Below are 23,735 nucleotides of genomic sequence, written 5' to 3' on the forward strand. Positions count from 1 at the left end.
TTCCCCCTAGGCTGCGGTCCATGCGCGCAGTCCAGGTCATCACCACCACCGGCCCCTCCGACATCGTCGTCAGCCAGGACGCGCCCGCCCCCGAGGCCGGGCCCGGGCAGGTGCTCGTGGAGGTCCACGCCGTCGGCGTCTCCTTCCCCGACCTGCTGCTGACGAAGGGGCAGTACCAGCTGCGCCCCGAGCCGCCGTTCACCCTCGGCGTCGACTTCGCCGGGGTCGTCGTGTCCGGCGACGGCTTCGAGCCCGGCCAGCGGGTCACCGGTGTCGGCTCGCACGGCGGTGCCGCCGAGCTCGTCGTCGGCTCGAGCGAGAACGTCTTCCCGCTGCCCGACGAGATCTCGTTCGACGAGGCCGTCGCGCTGCCGATGAACTACCTCACCGCGCTCTTCGCCCTTGACGAGCGCGGCGACCTCCACCCGGGCGAGACCGTCCTGGTCCACGGCGCGGCCGGCGGCGTCGGCACCGCGACCATCCAGGTCGCCAAGGGCCTCGGCGCCACCGTCATCGCGGTCGCGAGCACGGAGGAGAAGCGCGCCTTCGCGCTCGCCGCCGGCGCCGACCACGCGATCCCGGTCGAGGGCTTCAAGGACGCCGCCCGCGAGCTCACCGGCGGCAAGGGTGTCGACGTCGTGATGGACGTCGTCGGCGGCTCGCTGTTCACCGACTCCCTGCGCTCGCTGGCCCGCGAGGGCCGGGTGCTCGTCGTCGGCTTCGCCGCCGGCGAGGGCATCCCCGAGGTCAAGGTCAACCGTCTGCTGCTCACCAACACCGACGTCCGCGGCGTCGGCTGGGGCGAGTACGCCTTCTCCCACCCCGGCTACATGCGCGAGCAGTGGGCCCGGCTCGTGCCGATGATCGAGTCCGGCGTGGTCAAGCCCCCGGTCGGCAAGGTCTACCCGATCGACCAGTTCGGCCAGGCCCTGCTCGACATGGACGGCCGGGCCGCGCTCGGCAAGCTCGTGGTGCGGATCCGGGACTGAGCCCGGCGGCGCCCGGCGCACCTGGTGGCTGCTTCCCGGACTTGTTGACCCTTGCAGCAGTCAACAACCTCGGGAATCACCACCGAAGCGGTGATTCCTGCGCACCCACGGGACCAGTGGCACCGGTGGGACCAGTGGGACCGGCCTACCGCTTCCCGAGGTCGATGGTCCACCAGACCTGGGTGTCGGTCCGGACCACGCCGGCGCCGAGGTGGCGCAGGCGGCAGTCGAGCAGGATCCGGCGGTGCAGCGGGCTGCGCAGCCCCAGCCGTACGGCGGTGCGGCCGGTCCGGGGGCCGTAGGCGATGACCTCGCCGAGCATGCGCGGCCGGGTGTAGCCGGCCCGGACCACGCGGCGGGCGAGGACGGCCTCGCCGGGCAGGCGGTGGGTGAGCCGGTCCCGCCGCGCCATCCGGGCGCTGTGCCGGCGGGCGGAGACCCGCAGCGGTGCGGAGACCTTCAGTGCGCGGCAGCCGGCGCGGGCACGGGCCCGGTTGACCACGGCCACCGCGTCCTGCTCGAGCGCCTGCACCGCGCCGACGCGGGCGGAGAGCCGGACGGGGTCGACGCCGGTGGCGCCGCGGTCGAGCGCCGCCACCGCGGCCGGCGGTACGCCGGCGGTGCCGGTCAGTGCGAGCAGGACGCTGAGGGGCCCGAGGAGCAGCAGGAGGCGCACGCGGCACATCATGGTGGCTGCGTCACCTGCTCCGCAGGCGTTTGCCCGCGTCCCGGTGCGAACGGTCAGCGGTGGCCAGCAGCGGCGAGCAGCGGGCCGCGACGGTCAGCGACCGGTCAGCGACGGCGGCCGAAGTTCTGGGTCCAGAACATCCGTACGCCGTTGAAGACCACACCGACGCCGATCTCGCGCAGCGAGCAGTCGGTGATGTTGCGGCGGTGGCTGGGGCTGCCCCACCACGCGCGGGTGGTGGTGGACGGCGTGCTGAAGCCGGCGGCCACGTTCTCCGCGACACGGGTCCAGCGCAGGTAGCCGGCCCGGGTGATCCGCCGACCCAGGGTCGGCTCACCCGGCAGGCGGTGCGACATCGTGTTGGCGGCAGCCATCCGCTTCGAGTGGCGGCGGGCGGCGACGCGCAGCTCGCGGTTCTTGCGCAGCGGGCGGCAGCCGGCGCGCTCGCGCTGGGCGTTGGTCCGTGCGACCACGTCGTTCTCCAGGAGGGCCCGGACGGTCAGCTGCAGCTTCGCGCTGCGGATCACCACCGACGTGGTCGGCGTGCCCGCGGCCGTGGCCACCGGCGTGGTGGACGGTGCGACAGCGACGGCCAGGAACAGCATGGTGACAGCGACGAGCCTCAGAATCCCCCGGTTCATGACATCAAGGCTCCGTGAGCAGGTGAGGGTGCCACATCGAGGCTCCGGCCCCGCTTCGGTAGTCCGAAGGAACTATCACCAAGCAGATTCCAGACAAGATCGCTCCCAGGGTGGACCGGATGCGGTCACCACCCCTCGAAAGGGGGTTGTGAGCTCGGCTCAGCGCCGTCCGAAATTCTGCGTCCACCACAGCTGGCCGCCCGACAGGACCACACCGACGCCGAGGTCGCGCAGGCGGCAGTTGAGGATGTTGCGGCGGTGCCCGGGGCTCTGCATCCACGCCCGGACGACGGCCGGCGGACCGCTGAAGCCGCGCGCGACGTTCTCCGCGACGAGCCGCCAGCCGCGGTAGCCGGCGTTGGTGATGCGGCGGCTGAAGTAGGGCTCGCCGGGCAGCTGGTGCGACATCTGGTTCCGCATCGCCATCCGCACCGTGTGCGACCGGGCGGACTTGCGCAGGTGCCGGTTGCTGCGCAGCGGCGCGCAGCCGCGCTTGCGGCGCTCGACGTTGGTCAGCCGCAGCACGCGGTCCTCCAGGAGCCGCTGGACCAGCAGCCGCGTCGGTACGACGCCCTGCAGCCCGGGTGCGGCCCGCAGTGCCCCGACGGACGGCCCCGCGGCCGCGGCCTGCGCGGCCGGGGCGGCGGCGGGCAGCGTGGCGGGGACGATGGTGAGGGCCAGCCCCAGGGCCATGCCCAGCACCAGCCCGGGCACCCGGCCGGGGACCAGTCGCGTGATCCTTGCCATGGACGGCGGATCGGCGCGGCGCCGTCCCTGCCTGAGCGTCCGGCGCCCGAATTGGGCCGTTGGTCCCGGCGTGTCCGACCGACCGGACCCGTTGCCGAGGGGGTTGCCGAGGAGATGCCGAGGAGATGCCGGGGGGATGCCGAGGGGGCGCGAACGCGGTTGACGCCACGCCCTAGGCTCGCCCCGTGAGCATCCTCGACGACGCCCGTCCCGGCATGGACCCCGACATCCGCCCGCAGGACGACCTCTTCGGCCACGTCAACGGCACCTGGCTGCGCGAGGTGGAGATCCCCTCGGACCGGTCCAGCTGGGGCCCGTTCGTCCAGCTGGCCGACCAGGCCGAGGAGGACGTGCGTGCGATCATCACCGAGCTCGCGGAGTCGGTCGCCGCCGGCACGCCGACCGGCTCGGACGACGCCCGCAAGATCGCGGACCTGTTCAACTCCTTCATGGACGTCGAGCGGGTTGAGGCTGCCGGCATCGCGCCGGCCCAGCCGCTCGTCGACGCCGTCGCCGGGCTGCGCGACGTCCGCGACGTCGCGGCGTTCCTCGGCGAGTTCGAGCGGATCGGCGGCTACGGCCTGTTCGGCTCCTACGTCGACACCGACGACCGCCAGTCCGACCGCTACCTGTTCCACGTCGTGCAGGGCGGGCTCGGGCTGCCGGACGAGTCCTACTACCGCGAGGACAAGTTCGCCGACATCCGCGAGGCGTACGTCGCCTACCTGAACCGGCTGCTCACACTCGGCGGGCACGAGGACCCCGCCGGCGCCGCGCAGCGGATCCTCGCGCTCGACACCGAGCTGGCGAAGGGCCACTGGGAGCGGGCCGAGACCCGCGACGTGCAGAAGACCTACAACCTGCTGACCGGCGACGACCTCAAGCAGCTGTGCCCGTCGTTCGACTGGGACGCCTACATCACCAACCTGGGCGGCCGGGTCAGCGGCGAGGCGGCGACCCTCGGCGAGGTCGTGGTCCGCCAGCCGTCGTACCTCGAGCACCTGTCGGGCGTCCTCGACTCGATCCCGGTCGAGCAGTGGCGTGACTGGTTCCTCTCGCGGGTGCTGCGCTCCGCCGCGCCGTACCTCTCCGACGAGTTCGTGCAGACCAACTTCGACTTCTACGGCCGCACCCTGTCCGGCACCCCCGAGCTGCGGGCGCGCTGGAAGCGGGCGGTGTCCTTCGTCGAGGGCGCGATGGGCGAGGCCGTCGGCAAGGAGTACGTCGCCCGCCACTTCCCGCCGTCGTCGAAGGCGATGATGGACGAGCTGGTCGCCAACCTGCTCGCGGCCTACCGCCAGTCGATCAGCAAGCTCGACTGGATGACGGAGGAGACCAAGCAGCGGGCCTACGAGAAGCTCGAGACCTTCCGCCCCAAGATCGGGTACCCGGAGAAGTTCCGCGACTACAGCGCGCTCGTGGTCGTCCCCGACGACCTGGTCGCCAACGCCCAGGCCGCTGCGGCGTTCGAGACCGACCGCCAGCTCGCCAAGATCGGCGCGCCGGTCGACCGCGACGAGTGGTTCATGCTCCCGCAGACCGTCAACGCCTACTACAACCCGGGCACCAACGAGATCTGCTTCCCCGCCGGCATCCTGCAGAAGCCGTTCTTCTCCCCCGACGCCGAGCCGGCGGAGAACTACGGCGGCATCGGCGCGGTCATCGGCCACGAGATCGGGCACGGCTTCGACGACCAGGGCGCGCAGTACGACGGCGAGGGCAACCTCAACGACTGGTGGACCCCGGACGACAAGGCCGCGTTCGAGGTGAAGTCGAAGGCGCTCGTCGCCCAGTACGACGGCTTCTCCCCGCGCAACCTGCCCGACGAGAAGGTCAACGGCTCGCTCACGGTCGGCGAGAACATCGGCGACCTCGGCGGCCTGACCATCGCGCACACGGCGTACCTCATCGCCGAGGCGGCCGCGGGCCGCGAGCCGAGCGCGGAGGACCGCAAGAGGCTCTTCCTCAACTGGGCCTACGTGTGGCGCACGAAGCGCCGCACCGAGCAGGAGCAGCAGTACCTCACCATCGACCCGCACAGCCCGCCGGAGTTCCGCGCGAACATCGTGCGCAACCTCGACGAGTTCCACGAGGTGTTCGGCACGCAGCCCGGTGACGGCCTCTGGCTCGAGCCGGACGCCCGCGTCCGGATCTGGTGAGCGGGACGCCGCAGCGCAAGGGCGGTGGGGGGAAGCCGACCTGGCGCACCTACCGCCAGCCCGACGCCGACGAGGTCGAGCGCGAGGACCGCGACCGGGACGGCCACCCGCTCCCGCGGCCGGTCGAGGTCGCGACTCCGCCGAGCGCGGCGCCCGCCAGGTCCCGCGGCCGGAGGTGGGCCGTGGTCGCCGTGGCCMCCGCCGTGGTGGCCGGCGGCGCCGTCTTCCTGCTCACCCGGGAGGGCGGACCGCTGGCGGCGGGGCCCGAGCCGTACCCGCACGAGGAGACCTACCAGCCGATCCTCACCGCGGACGGCCTCGACCGGCTCCTCGTCGCGATGCGGGAGCAGGTCGGGTCCACCGAAGTGCTCGACGCCTGGTTCGAGGGCGACGACGAGATCAGGTTCCAGGCGCCGCCGGGCGAGTCGGGCGACCTGGCCGGCGAGTGGCGCTGGGACGGCACCACGCTGGAGCAGTGGGCCGCCTACACGCCCGACGAGGGCCGGCAGCCCTTCGACCTCGCCGACGTGGACCCCACGGTGCTGGTCGAGCTCGACGAGCAGGCCCGCGATCGCTCGGACGGCGACATCAGCCGCAGCCTCGCGCACGTCGAGCGGCCGCGCGACGACGTCGACCACTGGATCTACCTCAAGGTCACCGAGGTCGACCACGGCGGCGTCGTGCTCTGGTCCGACCTCGCCGGAGAGGTCGAGGACGACCTCACCTGGAAGAGCTGGCGCGACGACTGACCGGTCCGGGGGTCGTGTCGGGACGTGACCACCCGCCTGCCAAGGTGGGCGGCATGGCCCACCAGTTCGACCCCGCCGTCGTCGACGCCGTGCTCGCGCACATGAACGACGACCACCTCGACGACAACCTGCTCATCGTCCGCGCCGCCGGTGACACCGAGGCGACCGCGGCGTCGATGAGCGGCCTCGACGGCGAGGCCGGCACCTGGACCGTGATCGGCCCCGAGGGCCCCGTCGGCGAGCGGCGCATCCCGTGGCCCGGCGGACCGATCACCGAGCGCGCCGAGATCCGCCGCGAGGTCGTCGTGCTCTACGAGCAGGCCTGCGCGCAGCTCGGCGTCGAGCCGCGTCCGCACTGACCCGCACTGACCGCACTGACCCGCACTGATCCGCCCGGCAGGCCCGGGTCGCGGGCCGCCCCGCCGGTCAGCGGGGGCGGCCGAGGAGCGCCCGGACCTGGCCGCGCACCTGCTCGCGCGCGGCACGGACCGCGTCGCGCACCGGCCTGAGCACGGCAGCCACGGCCCGTCGTACGGCGCGGGCGGGGGCGACGACCACCGCACGCCAGGCCGCCCGGACCGCGTGCCCGACCGGCGTGAGCACGTGCCGGTAGGCCCGGACCAGTGGCCAGGTGACGACCCGCCACGCAGCGGCGAGGACGCGGCCCGCCGTGCGCCACGCCCAGACGGACGGATGCGCCAGGCCGCGCAGCAGCGGCCGCAGGCCGTGCTGCCAGAGCCCGCGCACCGCACGGCCGATCGCCCGGGCGACTGCCTCGATCGCGTGCACCACCGGCATCACCAGGTGGTCGAGCAGCCACACCCCGACCGCCGACACGACGGCGACGACGGGGAGCAGCACGGTCCGGCCCAGCCAGCGCACCGGTACCCACAGGACCGACAGCACCGGGCGCAGCACGGCGGCCAGCGCCCGGCCCAGCGCGGAGAGGAAGCGCTCGACCGCCCTGCCCACGGCAGCGGACGCACGACGCAGCAGCTCCCACGCGGCCCGCACGGGCAGCACCACCACGAGCGCGATCACGCGCGCCGGCCACAGCAGCCACCCGGCGGGCTCGGGCGTCGTACCGGCGGCGGCCGGGTGGCCCAGCGGCGCCGGCCCCTCGGGCGCGGAGGCGGCGGGCGGCTCGTAGACCGCGTACCGCGGCTCACCTGGCGTCATGGCGGCCATCATCTCCAGCGGCACCGAGACCATGCCGGTGAAGGCTCGGACGGGCGAGGGAAAAATAAGTGCAACCGCCGGCGTCTCGGGTCACCAGCGGTTGCAAGGAAGAAGTTAGTAGGTCGCGCCGGGCTTGTCAGGGTTTTCGCAGAAATTCGTCAGGCATCGGATCTGTGGACAAGGTGACGGGCCTGTCGGGCCCCGCTGGTAGACACGGGGCATGAGCTCCGACGCCGCGCCCAGCGCCACCCGCGACCGCGCCGAGGAGCACCTGCGCGCGCTCGTCGGGAAGCCCGACGCGCGGCTCTACGACGACCAGTGGGCGGCGATCGCGGCGCTGGTCGTGGAGCGGCGCCGGTCCCTGGTCGTGCAGCGCACGGGGTGGGGCAAGTCGGCGGTCTACTTCGTCGCGACGCTGCTGCTGCGCGAGCAGGGGAGCGGGCCGACGGTGATCATCTCGCCGCTGCTCGCGCTGATGCGCAACCAGATCCAGGCCGCCGAACGCGCCGGGATCCGCGCGGTGACGGTGAACTCCACCAACACCGAGCAGTGGGAGGAGATCCACGCCTCCATCCAGGCCGGCGAGGTCGACGTGCTGCTGGTCAGCCCCGAGCGGCTCAACAACCCCGGCTTCCGCGACGAGGTGCTGCCCCGGCTCGCCGCGACCTGCGGCCTGCTGGTGGTCGACGAGGCGCACTGCATCTCCGACTGGGGCCACGACTTCCGGCCTGACTACCGCCGGATCCGCACGCTGCTGCAGGACCTGCCGACCGGCATCCCGGTGCTCGCGACCACCGCGACCGCCAACCAGCGGGTGACCGACGACGTCTCCGAGCAGCTCGGTGCTGACACCCTGGTCCTGCGCGGCAGCCTCGACCGGGAGTCGCTGCGTCTCGGCGTGGTGCGGCTCACGACCGCCGAGCAGCGGCTGGCCTGGCTCGCCGACCACCTCTCCGAGCAGCCCGGCAGCGGCATCGTCTACTGCCTGACTGTCGCGGCCACCCAGGAGGTCGCCGACTACCTGCGCAGTCGCGGGCACCAGGTGGCGGCCTACTCCGGCCAGACCGAGCAGACCGAGCGACTCGCCCTCGAGCAGGCGCTGATCAACGGCGAGGTCAAGGCGCTCATCGCGACCAGCGCGCTCGGCATGGGCTTCGACGCCTCCCTCGGCTTCGTGGTCAACCTCGGCGCACCCAACAGCCCGGTCGCCTACTACCAGCAGGTGGGCCGCGCCGGCCGCGGCGGCAACCTGCCGCCCGAGGGCGCGTCGGTCGTGCTGCTGCCGGCCGTCGAGGACCGCGACATCTGGGCCTACTTCGCGTCCCTGGCCTTCCCGCGCGAGGAGCTGGTCCGCGAGACCCTCGCCGTGCTCGCCGAGGAGGGTCGCCCGCTCAGCACCGCCGCCATCGAGCCGCGCGTCGACCTGTCGCGCAACCGGCTCGAGACCATGCTCAAGGTGCTCGACGTCGACGGCGCGGTCCGCCGGGTGCGCGGCGGCTGGGAGTCGACCGGTCGGCCGTGGGAGTACGACGCCGAGCGCTACGCCCGGGTGAGCGCTGCCCGCGAGGTCGAGCAGCGCGCGATGCTCGACTACCTCGAGACCGACGAGTGCCGGATGCTCTACCTGCGCCGCCAGCTCGACGACCCCGAGGTGCTCGCCGACCCCGGTTGGCGCTGCGGCCGCTGCGACAACTGCGGCGGCCTGGCGTTGTCCGTCGACGTGTCGACCGAGGCCGTCGCCCAGGCCGCCGACCGGCTCGCCCGCCCCGGCGTCCCGATCGAGCCCCGCAAGCTCTGGCCGACCGGCATGAAGGCGATCGGCATCGACCTCTCCGGCCGGATCAACCCGCCCGCCGAGGAGGGCCGCGCCATCGCCCGGCTCACCGACCTCGGCCACGGCCCCGCCCTGCGCGCCCTGTTCACGCCCGGCCCCGACGGCACCCGCTACGACGGTCCGGTCCCCGACTCCCTCGCCCGCGCGATGGTCGGCATGCTGCAGGACTGGCAGCCCAGGGTCGACGCCATCGTGGTCGCCGAGTCCGAGCAGCGCCCGCAGCTCGTCGCCGACCTCGCCTCCGGCCTGTCCCGCTTCCTGCAGGTCCCGGTCGTCGGCCAGTGGGCCGTCGTCGACCCCACCGTCGGCCCCGACCGCGGCGCCACCAACTCCGCCCAGCGCGTCGCCGCGGTCCAGCGCCGCTGCGCCCTGCGCCTCGACACCCCCGACGCGGTCCGCGACGCCCGGGTGCTGCTCGTCGACGACCGCGTCGTGACCGGCTGGTCCACCACGCTCGCATCGGTCGCGCTGCACCAGGCCGGAGCGGCGGGCGTCGTACCGCTCGTGCTGGCGGTGAACGCCTGAGCCGGGCGTCCCGACAAATTCGCCGGTCGACCGGCGAAACTAATTCTCGACCGACGAAACTTCGACGGTCAGGTGTGAGTTTCGCCGGCTGACCGGCGAAACTTGTGACTGGTGTGACGGTTGGGGTGCACCGCGACCTGACCCGCGAGCCCACCCCGACCTCCCCCGCCCCGGCGCCGCCACGCCCTAGATTGACGCGCATGAGTGACGACTCCCCGTCCCAGGACAAGCCCGCGTCCCGTCCGACGGCCGGAGGTGGCGACGGGCCGCCCTCGGGCGCGATCGACGACGGCGACGACACCCCCGAGGTCACGCCCGACGCCACCCCTGACGCTGCCGGCGACCCCGGCGACCGCGGCGAGACCCAGCCGATCCGTGCAGACGGCCCGCCGCCGCCCCCGCCGATGATGACCCCGGCCGACGCACCGGACACCGAGCTCGCGCAGCCGGCGCCGCCCGCCTCCCCGACCACCACGATGGTGCCGACGGCGCCCGACGGCACCCCCGCCGAGGGGTACGACGGCACGCCGCCCGGCCACGCCGGCGGGCCGGTGCGGACCGAGTTCCCGATGCGGGCCTCGCGGGCGGGGCTGACCGGCGCGGTCGTCGCGATCGGGACCGGCCTGCTGGCCGCGGCGATCGTCATCGCCTGCTTCAACGCCCGCGACGAGAACGGCGACATCGACTGGTCGCACTACGCCGTCGCGCTGGGCGCCAGCGCCGGCCTCCTGCTGATCGCGGTCCTCGGCGCGGTGTCCAGCCGCCGCGCCGGCGGCCGCGCCCGCGAGGAGGTCGTCACCTGGCCCGGTGTCGTGGGCAGCCTCGGCGCCGCGCTGTGCATCGGCATCGGCATCGACAAGGACGACGACTGGGTCGCCTACCTCATCGGCGCCGTCCTCGTGGTGCTCGGTGCGCTCGGCTACCTCGCCGCCCGACGGGCCGCGTTCGTGCTGCTCGCGATCCTCGGCCTCGCGCTGGTCTACGGCGTCGCGCTCGACGGCGTGGTCTCCGACGCGGTCGGGGACGGCCACCCGCAGGTCGTGATGGCCGTGCTGGTGGCGCTGTTCGTGGTCGTGGTGACCCTCCTCGGCTGGGCGCTGCCGACCCGGGCGGTGACCGGCGTGGTCGTCGGTGGGTTCGGGCTCGCCGTGTTCGTCGGGATCGTGGCGTCCTTCGTGGTCACCCGCTTCCTGGGCGGCCTGTTCGGCGGGTTCCTCGGCGGCTTCGGCGACCTGCCGGGGACCTCCGACCAGACCGGCGGTGCGGGCGGCCTCGACGACAGCGGCGGCCTGGGTGGGTTCGGCGACGCCGACCTCTTCGGCCGGGCCGGCTTCCAGGAGTCCGACGTGTGGTGGGTCGTCGCGCTCTTCGCGCTGCTCATCGTGCTGTGGGCGCTGGCCGCTGCGCTGTCCAACCACTCCGGCTTCAGCATCCTCGCGATCGCTGCGGCCGGCGTGCTCGTGCCGCTCACGGCGGCGGCGCTGGCGGTCGAGCGTCCGTCGGTGTGGGCCGCGGTGCTGGCCGCCACCGGCGGTGTGGTGCTGATCGGGGCCGCGCTGCTCGCGCGGGTCCGCGGTCGTCGTACCGCCTCCGAGCTGACCGCGGAACCAACTGTCTGACCCGGGCGTTAACGTCCCCATGTGAGCTTCGTTCCCGTCACCGGCCCGGCGACCTTCCGGGCCGGCGACGAGGACGGCCCGGCGCTGATCGAGTTCACCGACGCCGCGCCCGCCGGCCGCAGCGTGTCGCTGCCCGTGCGCGCCGCGCTGCCCGTGCTCAGCCGCGCGCACACCCGCGACGACACCCACCCGAGCGTCGCGCTCCTCAGCGGCGCCGCGCTGCTCGGGCTGCGCCTGGTCGCTGCCGGCAAGGTCGCGCCCACCGATGACGAGCGGCCCGGGTGGCGCGTCGAGGGTCTCGACGACGCCGACCGCGACGCCGTACGACGCCTCGCCGCTGCCCGTGCCCACGACGGCCTTCCCGCCGACGACGCAGCCCGGCTGGTCCGCGACGTCCTCGACGCGGTCGCCGACGCCATGCCCCGCGCGGCCCCGGCACTGCGCACCCGGCCGGGCCGGTCAGCAGCTAGTGCTGCCGCGACGACGGCCGCCTCCGCGGCGGGGGGGCGCCGCGCCGGGGCCGGGGAGGAGTTCGCCGACCGGGTCCGCAAGCGGCTCGCCGAGCGGGCGGCGCGTGAGGAGGAGGCCGAGCGCCGTTCGCGTCGTGCCGAGCTGCCCGACCTGGTGCGGGTCTCGCTGCGGGTCGAGGCCGACGAGGAGGAGCTGGTCGCCGGCGCGGTGCGGGTGGTGCTGCAGGTGCACGACGAGCGCGATCCGCTGCACGTCTGCGACGCCGCCCTGCTGTGGACCGGCTCCGAGGACGACCACGGGTTCGGTGCCCGGGCGCGGATCCACGCCAGCATCGCGTTGCGCGCCGCCGCCGACGTGTGGCCGGTGCTCGACCGCTTCCTCGCCCTGTCGGTGCCCGACCAGCTGACCCTCGACGGCGAGGAGATCTCCAGCCTCCTCGAGCGGGTCGGCGCGCTGCGCGAGGTCGGCGTCGACGTGCACTGGCCCCGCTCGCTGGGCCCCGAGCTGACCACCCGCGCGGTCCTCGACCGGCAGCGCGACCCGAAGGCGGGGGAGCGCGGTCCCGAGGAGCTGCCGCTGCAGGAGAGCCCGTTCTCGGCGCAGGGGCTGTTCGCCTTCTCCTGGCAGGTCGCCTTCCACGGCGAGCCGCTCACCGACGAGGAGGTGGCCGAGCTCGCCCGGGCCGCGAGCCCGGTGGTCAAGCTGCGCGGCGCGTGGACCGTCGTCGACCCGACGACGGCGCTGCGCGCCCGCAAGCGGCTGATCCGCAAGGCGACCGGCGCGCAGGCCCTGGCCGCCGCGCTCACCGGCACCACCGAGGTCCCCGCCGTCGACGACGAGCCCGCCACGGCCGACGTCGTCGTCGGCGCCAGCCTGCTGAAGGTCCGCGAGCAGGGGCTCGCCCCCCCCCCCCCGCCGCGGGCGGAGGCCCGGGGGGCCCCCCCCCGCCACCCGTGACCCGCTGCCCGAGCCGCCGGGCCNTCCCCGCCGTCGACGACGAGCCCGCCACGGCCGAGGTGCTCGCCGCCGCCACCCGTGACCCGCTGCCCGAGCCGCCGGGCCTGGCCGCGACCCTGCGCGACTACCAGCGTCACGGGCTGACCTGGCTCGCCGACCTCACCCGCCTCGGCCTCGGCGCCTGCCTGGCCGACGACATGGGCCTGGGCAAGACGATCACCCTCATCGCGCTGCACCTGCACCGCCGCGCCGCCGGGCTCGCCGGCGACGGTCCCACCCTCGTCGTGTGCCCGGCGAGCCTGCTCGGCAACTGGGAGAGCGAGGTCGAGAAGTTCGCCCCCGGCGTGCCGGTGCGCCGGTTCCACGGGGGCTCCCGCTCGCTCGACGACCTCGGCGGCGGGTTCGTGCTGACGACGTACGGCACGCTGCGTCGCGACGCCGCCACCCTCGCCGGCGTCGAGTGGGACCTCGTCGTCGCCGACGAGGCGCAGCACGTCAAGAACTCCCGCACCACCACCGCCCGTGCCCTGCGGCAGCTGCCCAACCGCGCCCGCGTCGCGCTCACCGGCACGCCGGTGGAGAACGACCTCACTGAGCTGTGGTCGATCCTCGACTGGTGCGTCCCTGGCCTGCTCGGCAGCCGTCAGGCGTTCCGCCGGGTGTGGGGTGCGCCGATCGAGTCCGGCACCGAGCCGACCAAGGCCCGCCAGTTCGCCGACCTGATCGGCCCGTTCCTGCTGCGCCGCCGCAAGTCCGACCCCGGCATCGCGCCCGAGCTGCCGCCGAAGACCGAGACCGACCACCTGCTCGGCCTCACCCGCGAGCAGGTGGTCCTCTACGAGGCCTTCGTCCGCGACTCGATGGAGCGCATCGAGCGTGCCGACCCCGACAGCCGCCGCGGCCTGGTGCTCGCCCTGCTGACCGGGCTCAAGCAGATCTGCAACCACCCGGCGCAGTTCCTCAAGCAGTCCGGCGCGGTCCGCCTCACCGGCCGCTCGGAGAAGCTGGAGCTCCTCGACGAGCTGGTCGCCACCGTCCTCGCCGAGGGCGGCGCCGTCCTCGTGTTCACGCAGTACGTCGCCATGGCCCGCCTCATCGAGCAGCACCTCACCAGCGTCGGGGTGCCACACCAGTTCCTGCACGGCGGCACCCCCGTCGCGCAGCGGGAGGCGATGGTTCGCCGGTTCCAGGACGCCGACGCCACTGACGGCGTGCCCGTCTTCCTGCTCTCCCTCAAGGCCGGCGGCACTGGCCTCAACCTCACCCGCGCCGACCACGTCATCCACGTCGACCGGTGGTGGAACCCCGCCGTCGAGGAGCAGGCCACCGACCGTGCCTACCGGATCGGGCAGACCAAGCCGGTCCAGGTGCACCGCATGGTCACCCGCGGCACCATCGAGGAGCGGGTCGCCCAGCTGCTCACCCGCAAGCGCCAGCTCGCCGACGCCGTGCTCGCCCGCGGCGAGGCGGCGCTGACCGAGCTGAGCAACGAGGAGCTGCGCGACCTCGTCACCCTCCGCAAGGAGCAGCGCCGCGAGGCGCTGCTGGCCGAGCAGGACGCCGACTGATGCGCACGACCTACGCCCGCCTCTCCCAGCCCCCACGCGGGGTCCGCACCTGGTGGGGCAAGGCGTGGCAGCGTGCGGTCGAGGAGGCGGCGTACTCCGAGGCCGAGCTCAAGCCCGGCCGCGCCGCCGCCCGCCGCGGCGACGTCGGCGGGATCAGCGTCGACGACGGCTCCCTGCTCGCCGCCGTCCGCGACGGCGACGACGCCTGGACCGTCGAGGTCGACGTCCCCGTCCTCGAGCCGGAGGTGCGCACCGCCCTCGTCGAGGTGGTCGCCGCCGAGTCCGGCCGGATCGCCGACCTGCTCTCCGGCACCTTGCCGCACGACCTCGTCGAGCACGCCGAGGAGGTCGGCGTCGAGCTGCTGCCCTACGGCGGCGAGCTGGCCGCCCGCTGCACCTGCGACCACTACCTCGACCCCTGCAAGCACGCGATCGCCGTCCTCGTCCAGGCCGGCTGGCTGGTCGACGAGGACCCGCTCGTCCTCTTCGCCCTGCGCGGCCTGCACCGCGAGGCCCTGCTCGCCGCCCTCCACGCCCGCGCCGCGGACCAGCCCGACGGCTCTGCCACCCCGGTCGTCGGCGAGCTCGCCGACGACGTCGAGCTCGCGGTCGACGCCGCCCTGCGCGCCCAGTCCCTGCTGCGCGACTTCGGCGAGCCGGACGACGCCTGAGCCGGCGCGCCCAGATCGCCCCACCAGTCACAGGATTCGCCGGTCGACCGGCAAAACTCACACCTGACCGACGAAGTTTCGTCGGTCAAGCAACAGTTTCGCCGGTCGACCGGCGAAACTGTCGCGACGTCCCGGACTCGCCCAGCCCTACCGCCCGATCGCCAGCGCGCGCAGCTCGGCCTGGTAGCCGGCGTACGCCGCCCGCATCTGCGCGGCCGGCCAGCCGTGCGGCAGCAGGGCGGCGGGGAGCAGCGGGTCGCCGGCCAGGTGGCGCACGACCTGCGCGGCGACGGCCAGCCGCGGGGTCGGGTCCTTGGTCGACCCCAGCGCGTCGAGCAGCTCGCGGCCGGTCGCGGCCCACGCGCGCAGGTCCCACAGTCCCGACGCCATCGCCGCCGGGTCGTCGTCGGGGACGGCGGTGAAGCAGCGCAGGACCGGGTCGTCGGCGTACCCCCGCGGCCGCGACAGGTTGGCCGGCCGGGTCCAGACGCCCTCGCGCAGCTCCGCCAGGCGGTACGACGCCAGCCGGTCCCGCAGCGCCGCGCGCTCCGGCCCGGGGCGACCGGCCACCACGACGACCGCGAGCTCCCAGCTGCCGTCCCACGGCGTCTCGGCGTCGAGGACGGCTTCGTCCTGCCGGCGCTGGCGCCGCGCGAGCCGCTCGCCCAGCACGTAGTCGCCGTCCTCGCGGTAGAGGTCCCCGGCGGCGACCGCGCGGGTGAGCGCGACCCGGGTGGTGGAGGCCGGGACGCCGAAGTGCTCGCCGGCGCGGACCAGCTCGGCCGACGACATCCGGTGCGGGTGCGACCCGAGCAGCAGGCTCAGCACCACCGAGCGGGCCGGCAGCGGGGCGAGGTCGACGGCCACGGCCGGGATCCTTCCACGCTACAGATCTCGACACAACTGTTTCCCGACGCGTAATGTCGTGCCATGACCGAACCCGCCGGGTGGCGCCGGCCTGCGCACGAGGGCCCCGACTCGCCGTACCGTGACGCCCCGCCGCCGAGCGAGGAGGTGCCGGCCTACCGGACGCTGACCTACGAGGTCGACGGCCGGGTCGCACGGCTGACCTTCAACCGCCCCGAGCAGGGCAACTCGATCACCCCGGACACCCCGGTCGAGCTCGCCGACGCCGTCGAGCGCGCCGACCTCGACCCGCGGGTGCACGTCATCGTGCTCAGCGGGCGCGGCAAGGGCTTCTGCGGCGGCTACGACCTCGCCGCCTCGGCCGAGGGGCTGATGGACGGCGGGCTCGTGGGCGGCGCCCCGCAGGTCGGCACGGTGCTCGACCCGACCGTGCAGGCCCACAACCACGACCCGGCCGGGACCTGGGACCCGATGGTCGACTACGCGATGATGAGCCGCTTCACCCGCGGCTTCGCGAGCCTGCTGCACGCGAACAAGCCCACCGTCGCGAGCATCCACGGCTTCTGCGTGGCCGGCGGCACCGACATCGCGCTGCACTGCGACCAGATCGTGATCGCGGCCGACGCCAAGATCGGCTACCCGCCGACCCGGGTCTGGGGCATTCCGTCCGCCGGGCTGTGGGCGCACCGGCTGGGCGACCAGCGCGCCAAGCGGCTGCTGCTCACCGGCGACACGCTCACCGGCCGCGAGGCCGCCGAGTGGGGCCTGGCGGTCGAGGCGCCCGAGCCCGAGCAGCTCGCGGAGCGCACCGAGGCTCTGGTCCAGCGCATCGCCGCGATGCCGCTCAACCAGCTCGTCATGGTCAAGCTCGCGCTCAACTCCGCGCTGCTCGCCCAGGGCGTCCAGAACAGCCAGATGATCAGCACCGTCCTCGATGGCGTCGCCCGCCACACCCGCGAGGGCTACGCCTTCCAGCAGCGCGCCGCCGACGTCGGCTTCCGCCAGGCCGTCCGGGAGCGCGACGCCGCGCCGTACGACGACCACGGCCCGCGCACCAGCAACGTGACCAACCAGCACACCAGCACCGAGGGATGACCATGTCCAGCACGCACGACGTCACCAACCAGGTCCCGCCGCTCGTCGGCCACGACACCTCCGCCGACCCCGCTCTCCTCGAGGGCATCGAGCGCGAGGGCGCCGCGTGGGCGCTGCCGGAGATCCGCGAGCTCGGCCGCCTCGCCGGCACGCAGGAGGCGATGGACTGGGGCCGGCTCGCCGAGCGGGTGCCGCCGAGGCTGCACACCCACGACCGCTACGGCCGCCGCGTCGACGAGGTCGAGTACGTCCCGGCCTACCACCAGCTCATGGAGACCGCGGTCAGCCACGGTGTCCACGCCGCGCCCTGGGCCGACGACCGCCCCGGCGCACACGTCGCCCGCGCCGCGAAGTTCTACGCCTGGAACGTCGACGCCGGGCACGGCTGCCCGATCTCGATGACCTACGCCGTCGTACCCGCCCTGCGGGCCAACCCCGAGCTCGCCGCCCGCTTCGAGCCGCTGCTCACCAACCGGGTCTACGACTTCGGCCTGCGCGACCCCGAGGCCAAGGCCGGTCTCATCGCCGGCATGTCGATGACGGAGAAGCAGGGCGGCTCCGACGTCCGCGCCAACACCACGACCGCGGCCCCGCAGCCCGACGGCAGCTACCGCATCGTCGGGCACAAGTGGTTCACCTCGGCGCCGATGTCCGACATGTTCCTCACCCTCGCCCAGGCGCCCGGAGGGCTGTCGTGCTTCCTGCTCCCGCGGGTGCTGCCCGGCGGCGATGCCAACCCGATCCGCTTCATGCGGCTCAAGGACAAGCTCGGCAACAAGTCCAACGCCTCCTCGGAGATCGAGTACGACAACGCCGTCGGCTGGCTCGTCGGCGAGGAGGGCCGCGGGGTCAAGACCATCGTCGAGATGGTCAACATGACCCGCCTCGACTGCGTCATCGGCTCCGCGTCCGGCATGCGTTCCGCGCTCGTCCAGGCCGCCCACCACGCCCGCCACCGTGCCGCTTTCGGCAAGCTCCTCATCGACCAGCCGCTGATGCGCAACGTGCTCGCCGACCTCGCGGTCGAGTCCGAGGCCGCGACCACCGCGATGATGCGGCTCGCCGGCGCCAACGACCGCGCGATCCACGGCGACGCCGGTGAGGCCGCGCTGCGCCGCCTCGCCCTCGCCGCGACCAAGTACTACGTCTGCAAGCGCGGACCGGTCCTGGCCAACGAGGCGCTCGAGTGCCTCGGCGGCAACGGCTACACCGAGGACTTCGACCTCGCCCGGATCTACCGCGAGCTGCCGCTGCTCTCGATCTGGGAGGGCTCCGGCAACATCGCCGCCCTCGACGCGCTGCGCGCCATCGGCCGCGAGCCCGAGTCCCTCGACGCCTTCTTCGTCGAGGCCGAGCTCGCCGTCGGCACCGACCCGCGCTACGACGACGCGGTGGCCTCGCTGAAGAAGGAGCTCACCCAGTTCGACGACATCGAGCTGCGCGCCCGCCGCCTCGTCGAGCAGATCGCCGTCGTCTTCCAGGCCGGCCTGCTCCTCCGGTTCGCACCCGCCGCCGTCGCCGACGCCTTCTGCGCCACCCGCCTCGCCCGCGACTGGGGCAGCGCCTTCGGCACCCTGCCCGCCGGCCTCGACCTCACCCCGATCCTCGACCGCACCGAGCCCGGGTTCTGAGACAGGGCCTGAGACGGGGCGGAATTGCTGCGGTAGTCCCGGGTCAAAAGCACCTTTCCACAGGGTTTTCGGTGCTTTTGACCCGGGACTACCCCGCTCCGGACCCCGGGCCAGACCCCTCGGCGGGAGGCGGCGAACGACGGTAGTCCCTGACGAAAAGCACCGCGACACGCCGTACGACGGTGCTTTTCGTCAGGGACTACCGCCCCGGCGGCCCTGCCTGTCACCAGCCGGGGACGAGGGGCGAGCTGAGGGGTCAGTGGGCGGGGGCGACGCCGAGGGCGGCGAGGGCCATGGAGGCCAGCAGGTCGCGCAGGCGGGCGTCGGGGACGGCGTGGCCGGCGCGGGGGGTGGAGTTGAGCAGGCCGAAGGCGGCCTGGGCGGCGGCGTACGACGACGGCTCGTCGAGGTGGGCGTCCAGCGCGCGCAGCTGGTCGGCCCACAGCGCGATGTAGGAGCGCTGGAGGCGGCGGACCTGGGCCCGGGCGTCCTCGGGCAACGACTCCCAGTCCCGGTCCTGCACGACGATCAGCGCGCGCTGGGTGAGCGCGAACTCCAGGTGCCAGTCGACCAGGCCGCGCAGCGCGGCGGCGGGGTCGCCCCCGCCCGCGGCGACCCGCTCGCGGCCGACCTCGAGCMGCCGTTCGCTGATCGACGTGAGCATCTCGGCCAGCATCGCCTGCTTGGACGGGAAGTGCTTGTAGAGCGCCGGTCCGGAGATCCCGCAGGCGGCGCCGAGCTCGGCGACCGAGACCCCGTGGAAGCCGCGCGCCGCGAACAGGTCCGCCGCGGTGGCGAGGATCTGCTCGCGCCGGGATTCGCTCATTGCGACAGGTTAGCGTTCGTTCACCCCGCGCGGGCCGACGCGCCAGGACCAGCCAGGACCAGCCAGCACGAGCCTGACAACCGAACGACCCGCCCCGGCGTCTGACTCCTCGACAGCGAGGAGGGGACATGGGTCCAGGGGAGCAGCGACCGCGACCGGTGCGGTGGGACCGACCGGCCCGGTCGGGGTGGGGCGTGGCGGTCCTGGCGGCCGCGGTGCTGGTGGCGACGGCAGCCGGCGKGCTGCCGCGCTTCGCCGCAGAGGTCGTCGACGACCCGGACGCCGCCCGCGTGGTCGTCGTCCCCGCTGCCGCACCCGGGGCGACCGACCCGACTGCCGACCCGACCGCCGACCCGACCGCCGAACAGAACGCACCCAGCCCGCCCCCGCGCCGGACGCCCGGCACCCGCCGCGTCCTCCACCTCACCTTCGACGACGGCCCGGACCCGCGGTGGACGCCGCAGGTGCTCGACGTGCTGCGCCGCCACGGCGTGCGCGCGGTCTTCTTCATGGTCGGGCGCAACGCCGAGGCGCACCCCGACCTGCTGCGCCGGGTACGACGCGAGGGCCACCTCGTGGCCAACCACACCTGGAGCCACCCGCGGCTCACCGACCTGCGCCCCGCCGGCATCCGCGCCCAGCTCGCCCGCACCGACGCCGCGCTCGGCGGCGAGGTCCGCTGCGTGCGACCGCCGTACGGCGCCACCGGCCCCCGCGTCGACCGGCAGGTCACCGCGCGAGGCCAGCGCAGCGTGCTGTGGGACGTCGACCCGGAGGACTGGGCCCGGCCCGGGGTGGACCGCGTCGTGCGCCGCGTGCTGCGCCAGGTGCACGACGGGGCGCGGATCCTGCTGCACGACGGCGGCGGCGACCGCGCGCAGACCGTCGCCGCGCTGGACCGGCTGGTCCCCTTGCTGCGGGCGCGCGGCTACGCCTTCGGCCTGCTGGACTGCTGAGCGGACGGGGCTCGGGAGGGGCTTGTCAGGAGAGGTTAATGATCGTTAACCTGAGGTCGTGTCCCAGACCAGCACCGAGACCCCGGCCGGCGACGAGACCAGCGCCGACGCCAGCGCGCAGCCCAGCCTGCGCGAGCTGAGCGCCGAGCTGCGCGAGCGCCTCGCCCGGGTGCGCCAGGGCGGCACCGAGTCCGCCCGCGCCAAGCACACCGGGCGCGGCAAGATGCTGCCGCGTGATCGCGTCGACGGCCTGCTCGACCCGGGCAGCCCGTTCCTCGAGGTGGCGCCCCTGGCGGCCTACGGCATGTACGGCAAGCCCGGCGACGACTATGCCGTCCCGTCGGCCGGCGTCGTCGCCGGCATCGGCCGCGTGCAGGGCCGCAACTGCCTCGTCGTCGCCAACGACGCGACCGTCAAGGGCGGCACCTACTACCCGATCACGGTCAAGAAGCACCTGCGCGCGCAGACGATCGCGGCCGAGAACGACCTGCCGTGCATCTACCTCGTCGACTCCGGCGGCGCCTTCCTGCCGATGCAGGACGAGGTGTTCCCCGACCGCGAGCACTTCGGCCGGATCTTCTTCAACCAGGCCAACATGTCCGCCCGCGGCATCCCGCAGCTGGCCGCGGTCATGGGTTCCTGCACCGCCGGCGGTGCCTACGTGCCGGCGATGTCGGACGAGACCGTCATCGTCAAGGAGCAGGGCACGATCTTCCTCGGCGGCCCGCCGCTGGTGAAGGCCGCGACCGGTGAGGTCGTCAGCGCCGAGGACCTCGGCGGCGGCGACGTGCACGCCCGCAGGTCCGGCGTCGTCGACCACCTGGCCGACGACGACGCGCACGCGCTGCGCATCCTGCGCGGCATCGTCGACACGCTGCCGGCCCCGGCGCCGCGCGAGCGGGTCGAGGTCGAGGAGCCGCTGGAGGATCCCGAGACGATCTACGACGTCGTGCCGTCGAGCACCCGCACGCCGTACGACGTCCGCGAGGTCATCCGCCGCCTCGTCGACGGCAGCCGGCTGCAGGAGTTCAAGCAGCTCTACGGCGAGACCCTGGTCTGCGGGTTCGCCCGCATCCACGGCCACCAGGTCGGCATCGTCGCCAACAACGGCATCCTGTTCAGCGAGTCGGCGCTCAAGGGCGCGCACTTCGTCGAGCTGTGCAACCAGCGCGGCATCCCGCTGCTGTTCCTGCAGAACATCACCGGCTTCATGGTCGGCCGCGAGTACGAGAACCGCGGCATCGCCCGCGACGGCGCCAAGCTGGTCACCGCGGTCGCCTGCTCGGTCGTGCCGAAGCTGACCGTCGTCATCGGCGGCTCGTTCGGTGCCGGCAACTACGGCATGTGCGGTCGCGCCTACGACCCGCGCTTCCTGTGGATGTGGCCCAACGCCCGGATCTCGGTGATGGGCGGCGACCAGGCGGCCAACGTGCTCGCCACCGTCGCCGGCCGCGAGGACGACGAGGCGTTCAAGGAGCCCATCCGCGAGCAGTACGAGACCCAGGGCTCGCCCTACTACGCCTCCGCCCGGCTCTGGGACGACGGCGTGATCGACCCGGCCGACACCCGGCGCGTCCTCGGCATGGCGCTCGAGGTCACCACGGCCGTCCCGACCCCCGAGCCGTCCTACGGCATCTTCCGGATGTGAGCGAGCGATGACCCAGATCCAGTCCGTCCTCGTCGCCAACCGCGGCGAGATCGCCCGCCGGGTGTTCCGCACCTGCCGCGCCCTCGGCCTGCGCGCCGTCGCGGTGCACACCGACCTCGACGCCGACGCGCTGCACGTGCACGACGCCGACGTCGCGATCCGGGTGCCGAGCTACCTCGACGCCGACGCCGTCCTCGCCGCCGCGAAGGAGGCCGGCCCGGCCGGCACGGTCGCGATCCACCCCGGCTACGGCTTCCTGTCGGAGAACGCCGCCTTCGCCCGCGCCGTCACCGGCGCCGGGCTGGCGTGGGTCGGCCCGACGCCCGAGGTCATCGAGCAGATGGGCCGCAAGGACGCCGCGCGCGACCTCGCCGTCGCCGCGGGCGTGCCCGTCGTGCCGTCGTACGCCCTCGACGAGGACCCGGCCGGCTTCGCCTACCCGGTGCTGGTCAAGGCCGCCGCCGGTGGTGGCGGCAAGGGCATGCGCGTGGTCCGCTCCGCCGCCGAGCTGCCCGAGGGCATCGCCGCCGCGAAGCGCGAGGCGGCCAGCGCGTTCGGCGACGACACCATCCTCATCGAGAAGTACGTCGAGCGCGGCCGCCACATCGAGGTGCAGGTCCTCGGCGACGCCCACGGCCACGTCGTGCACCTCGGCACCCGTGAGTGCTCGGTGCAGCGGCGCCACCAGAAGGTCATCGAGGAGGCCCCCGCCCCCGCGCTCGACGACGAGCTGCGCGAGCGGATCCACTCCTCCGCGGTCGCCCTCTCCGCGTCGGTGGGCTACGTCAACGCCGGCACGATCGAGTACCTCCTCGACGCAGGTGAGTCGGGCACCGGCGAGTTCTACTTCCTCGAGATGAACACCCGCCTCCAGGTCGAGCACCCGGTGACCGAGATCCACAGCGGAACCGACCTGGTCGCCCTGCAGCTCGCCGTCGCTGGCGGCGCCCCGCTGCCGTTCGACCAGGCCGGCATCGCCTTCGGCGAGCACGCCATCGAGGCCCGCATCTACGCCGAGGACGCCTTCGGCGGCTTCCTCTTCAAGGTCGCCGGCACGCGTGAGTTCGTCACCGCGCTCCAGCTCGACACCAAGCTGGACGGCTTCCTGCCGCAGGCCGGTCGCGCGGACGTCGTGCACTGGCCGGCGGCCGCGCGGGTCGACCACGCGCTGGAGTCCGGCCAGGTCGTCAGCACGTCCTACGACCCGATGCTCGGCAAGGTGATCGTCTCCGGCCGCGACCGCGAGGCCGCCCGCCGCGCGCTGGTCGCCGCCCTCGACGACACCGCGATCCTCGGCCTCACCACCAACACCGGCTTCCTGCGCGAGCTCGCCGCGAGCGACGCCTTCGCCGAGCCCGGCGGCATCGACACTGCCTGGCTCGACCGGCACGAGGTGCCGCCGCCGGACCCCGCCCCGGCCCGCGCGATCGCCGCCCGGCTCTGGCTGGACACGCACAGCGAGCAGTCCGGCCCGTTCGCCGGCGACGGCTTCCGGATGGGCGGCCCTGCCGCCGCGCCGACCGTCGAGCTCGACGAGGTCGCGACCGCCGCCCCGCGGCTCCCAGCCGGCACCGTCGCCCGGGTCACCGGCCACCACGTCGAGCTGGCCCACCACGGCCAGCGGTTCGTGTTCACCCGCCCCGACGCGAGCACCGACCACGGCGTCGCCGCCGGTGACGGCACGATCGTCGCCCCGATGCCCGGCACCGTCCTCGACGTCCGCGTCGCCGAGGGCGAGGCGGTCACCGAGGGCCAGGTCCTCGGCGTCGTCGAGGCGATGAAGATGGAGCTCGCGCTCAAGGCGCCGTACGACGGCACGGTGGCCACCGTCAGCGCGTCGGTCGGCCAGCAGGTCGCCCTGGGCGCGGTGCTGTTCGTCGTGGAGGAGGGACAGTGACGGTGCAGGCGCCGCTGC

General features: G+C 74.1%; 19 protein-coding genes and 1 pseudogene. 14 read left to right on the forward strand and 6 right to left on the reverse strand.

Translation table 11 applies throughout. The features are described from left to right. The first annotated feature begins 20 nt into the window (after positions 1–20). Complete coding sequence (locus L615_RS00950) at positions 21–989, forward strand: NADPH:quinone oxidoreductase family protein (RefSeq protein ID WP_028656006.1); 969 nt, start codon at positions 21–23, stop codon at positions 987–989. Between the two features lie 145 nt (positions 990–1,134). On the opposite strand, the gene L615_RS00955 is transcribed toward L615_RS00950, so the two are convergent. From L615_RS00955 to L615_RS00965, 3 genes are all read right to left on the reverse strand, one after another. Then, positions 1,135–1,665, reverse strand: coding sequence for a CAP domain-containing protein (locus L615_RS00955; RefSeq protein WP_186449662.1), 531 nt, complete (start codon positions 1,663–1,665; stop codon positions 1,135–1,137). A gap of 116 nt (positions 1,666–1,781) precedes the next feature. Then, the gene (locus L615_RS00960; RefSeq protein WP_145723805.1) at positions 1,782–2,318 is read right to left on the reverse strand and encodes a CAP domain-containing protein; all 537 of its coding nucleotides are present in this window, start codon (positions 2,316–2,318) and stop codon (positions 1,782–1,784) included. 159 nt (positions 2,319–2,477) lie between these two features. Then, positions 2,478–3,065: a CAP domain-containing protein gene (locus L615_RS00965; protein WP_145723806.1), complete on the reverse strand. Its 588-nt coding sequence runs from the start codon at positions 3,063–3,065 to the stop codon at positions 2,478–2,480. A 185-nt stretch (positions 3,066–3,250) separates the two neighbouring features. Here L615_RS00965 and L615_RS00970 point away from each other — a divergent pair, with 185 nt between their 5' ends. The 3 genes from L615_RS00970 to L615_RS00980 are packed head-to-tail and all read left to right on the forward strand — an operon-like array spanning position 3,251 to position 6,332. Next, the gene (locus tag L615_RS00970; RefSeq protein ID WP_145723807.1) at positions 3,251–5,224 is read left to right on the forward strand and encodes a M13 family metallopeptidase; all 1,974 of its coding nucleotides are present in this window, start codon (positions 3,251–3,253) and stop codon (positions 5,222–5,224) included. Next, on the forward strand, positions 5,221–5,973 hold the full coding sequence (locus L615_RS00975; RefSeq protein WP_145723808.1) for a hypothetical protein: 753 nt from the start codon (positions 5,221–5,223) through the stop codon (positions 5,971–5,973). Before L615_RS00970 ends, L615_RS00975 begins: the two co-directional genes overlap by 4 nt. Positions 5,974–6,026: 53 nt before the next feature. Further along, complete coding sequence (locus L615_RS00980; protein WP_028656002.1) at positions 6,027–6,332, forward strand: DUF2470 domain-containing protein; 306 nt, start codon at positions 6,027–6,029, stop codon at positions 6,330–6,332. A gap of 67 nt (positions 6,333–6,399) precedes the next feature. On the opposite strand, the gene L615_RS00985 is transcribed toward L615_RS00980, so the two are convergent. Next, on the reverse strand, positions 6,400–7,185 hold the full coding sequence (locus L615_RS00985; protein ID WP_145723809.1) for a hypothetical protein: 786 nt from the start codon (positions 7,183–7,185) through the stop codon (positions 6,400–6,402). A gap of 187 nt (positions 7,186–7,372) precedes the next feature. On the opposite strand from L615_RS00985, the gene L615_RS00990 reads away from it, so the two are divergent. From L615_RS00990 to L615_RS01010, 5 genes and pseudogenes are all read left to right on the forward strand, one after another. After that, entirely contained in the window at positions 7,373–9,511 is a 2,139-nt protein-coding gene (locus L615_RS00990; RefSeq protein ID WP_028656001.1) for a RecQ family ATP-dependent DNA helicase, read from the forward strand. 200 nt (positions 9,512–9,711) lie between these two features. After that, complete coding sequence (locus tag L615_RS00995; protein ID WP_145723810.1) at positions 9,712–11,130, forward strand: hypothetical protein; 1,419 nt, start codon at positions 9,712–9,714, stop codon at positions 11,128–11,130. Positions 11,131–11,151: 21 nt separating this feature from the next. After that, entirely contained in the window at positions 11,152–12,558 is a 1,407-nt protein-coding gene (locus L615_RS01000; protein WP_145723811.1) for an SNF2 helicase-associated domain-containing protein, read from the forward strand. Positions 12,559–12,617: 59 nt separating this feature from the next. Next, a pseudogene (locus L615_RS01005) lies at positions 12,618–14,126 on the forward strand (DEAD/DEAH box helicase); the annotation flags it as partial. Further along, positions 14,126–14,797, forward strand: a complete 672-nt coding sequence (locus tag L615_RS01010; protein WP_036518016.1) for an SWIM zinc finger family protein — start codon at positions 14,126–14,128, stop codon at positions 14,795–14,797. The pseudogene L615_RS01005 and the gene L615_RS01010, both read left to right, overlap by 1 nt. Before the next feature lie 147 nt (positions 14,798–14,944). Here the strand turns inward: L615_RS01010 and L615_RS01015 are convergent, their stop codons facing one another. Then, a complete protein-coding gene (locus L615_RS01015) occupies positions 14,945–15,664 on the reverse strand; it encodes a PaaX family transcriptional regulator C-terminal domain-containing protein (RefSeq protein ID WP_261376514.1) in 720 nt (239 codons plus the stop codon). A 63-nt stretch (positions 15,665–15,727) separates the two neighbouring features. Here L615_RS01015 and L615_RS01020 point away from each other — a divergent pair, with 63 nt between their 5' ends. Continuing rightward, positions 15,728–16,759, forward strand: coding sequence for a crotonase/enoyl-CoA hydratase family protein (locus L615_RS01020; RefSeq protein WP_145723813.1), 1,032 nt, complete (start codon positions 15,728–15,730; stop codon positions 16,757–16,759). A gap of 2 nt (positions 16,760–16,761) precedes the next feature. Next, on the forward strand, positions 16,762–18,390 hold the full coding sequence (locus L615_RS01025) for an acyl-CoA dehydrogenase family protein (RefSeq protein ID WP_145723814.1): 1,629 nt from the start codon (positions 16,762–16,764) through the stop codon (positions 18,388–18,390). 256 nt (positions 18,391–18,646) lie between these two features. On the opposite strand, the gene L615_RS01030 is transcribed toward L615_RS01025, so the two are convergent. After that, positions 18,647–19,216 (reverse strand): TetR/AcrR family transcriptional regulator, encoded by a 570-nt coding sequence (locus tag L615_RS01030; RefSeq protein ID WP_145723815.1) that lies wholly within the window; start codon positions 19,214–19,216, stop codon positions 18,647–18,649. 194 nt (positions 19,217–19,410) lie between these two features. Here L615_RS01030 and L615_RS01035 point away from each other — a divergent pair, with 194 nt between their 5' ends. From L615_RS01035 to L615_RS01045, 3 genes are read left to right on the forward strand one after another with little or no spacing between them, the layout of a single operon-like run. Then, positions 19,411–20,172, forward strand: coding sequence for a polysaccharide deacetylase family protein (locus L615_RS01035; protein ID WP_222430400.1), 762 nt, complete (start codon positions 19,411–19,413; stop codon positions 20,170–20,172). Positions 20,173–20,230: 58 nt separating this feature from the next. Next, on the forward strand, positions 20,231–21,820 hold the full coding sequence (locus tag L615_RS01040; RefSeq protein ID WP_145723816.1) for a carboxyl transferase domain-containing protein: 1,590 nt from the start codon (positions 20,231–20,233) through the stop codon (positions 21,818–21,820). A 7-nt stretch (positions 21,821–21,827) separates the two neighbouring features. Continuing rightward, positions 21,828–23,717, forward strand: coding sequence for a biotin carboxylase N-terminal domain-containing protein (locus tag L615_RS01045; RefSeq protein ID WP_145723817.1), 1,890 nt, complete (start codon positions 21,828–21,830; stop codon positions 23,715–23,717). Positions 23,718–23,735 lie beyond the last annotated feature (18 nt).

Source organism: Nocardioides sp. J9, assembly GCF_007829375.1.
Taxonomy (GTDB): Bacteria; Actinomycetota; Actinomycetes; order Propionibacteriales; family Nocardioidaceae; genus Nocardioides.

Excerpts from the sequence above, each read along its gene's own strand:
- L615_RS00950 (WP_028656006.1), top strand. The coding sequence starts at position 21 with ATGCGCGCAGTCCAGGTCATCACCACCACCGGCCCCTCCGACATCGTC.
- L615_RS00960 (WP_145723805.1), bottom strand. The coding sequence starts at position 2,318 with ATGAACCGGGGGATTCTGAGGCTCGTCGCTGTCACCATGCTGTTCCTG.
- L615_RS00965 (WP_145723806.1), bottom strand. The coding sequence starts at position 3,065 with ATGGCAAGGATCACGCGACTGGTCCCCGGCCGGGTGCCCGGGCTGGTG.
- L615_RS00980 (WP_028656002.1), top strand. The coding sequence starts at position 6,027 with ATGGCCCACCAGTTCGACCCCGCCGTCGTCGACGCCGTGCTCGCGCAC.
- L615_RS00985 (WP_145723809.1), bottom strand. The coding sequence starts at position 7,185 with ATGGTCTCGGTGCCGCTGGAGATGATGGCCGCCATGACGCCAGGTGAG.
- L615_RS00990 (WP_028656001.1), top strand. The coding sequence starts at position 7,373 with ATGAGCTCCGACGCCGCGCCCAGCGCCACCCGCGACCGCGCCGAGGAG.
- L615_RS00995 (WP_145723810.1), top strand. The coding sequence starts at position 9,712 with ATGAGTGACGACTCCCCGTCCCAGGACAAGCCCGCGTCCCGTCCGACG.
- L615_RS01010 (WP_036518016.1), top strand. The coding sequence starts at position 14,126 with ATGCGCACGACCTACGCCCGCCTCTCCCAGCCCCCACGCGGGGTCCGC.
- L615_RS01020 (WP_145723813.1), top strand. The coding sequence starts at position 15,728 with ATGACCGAACCCGCCGGGTGGCGCCGGCCTGCGCACGAGGGCCCCGAC.
- L615_RS01025 (WP_145723814.1), top strand. The coding sequence starts at position 16,762 with ATGTCCAGCACGCACGACGTCACCAACCAGGTCCCGCCGCTCGTCGGC.
- L615_RS01045 (WP_145723817.1), top strand. The coding sequence starts at position 21,828 with ATGACCCAGATCCAGTCCGTCCTCGTCGCCAACCGCGGCGAGATCGCC.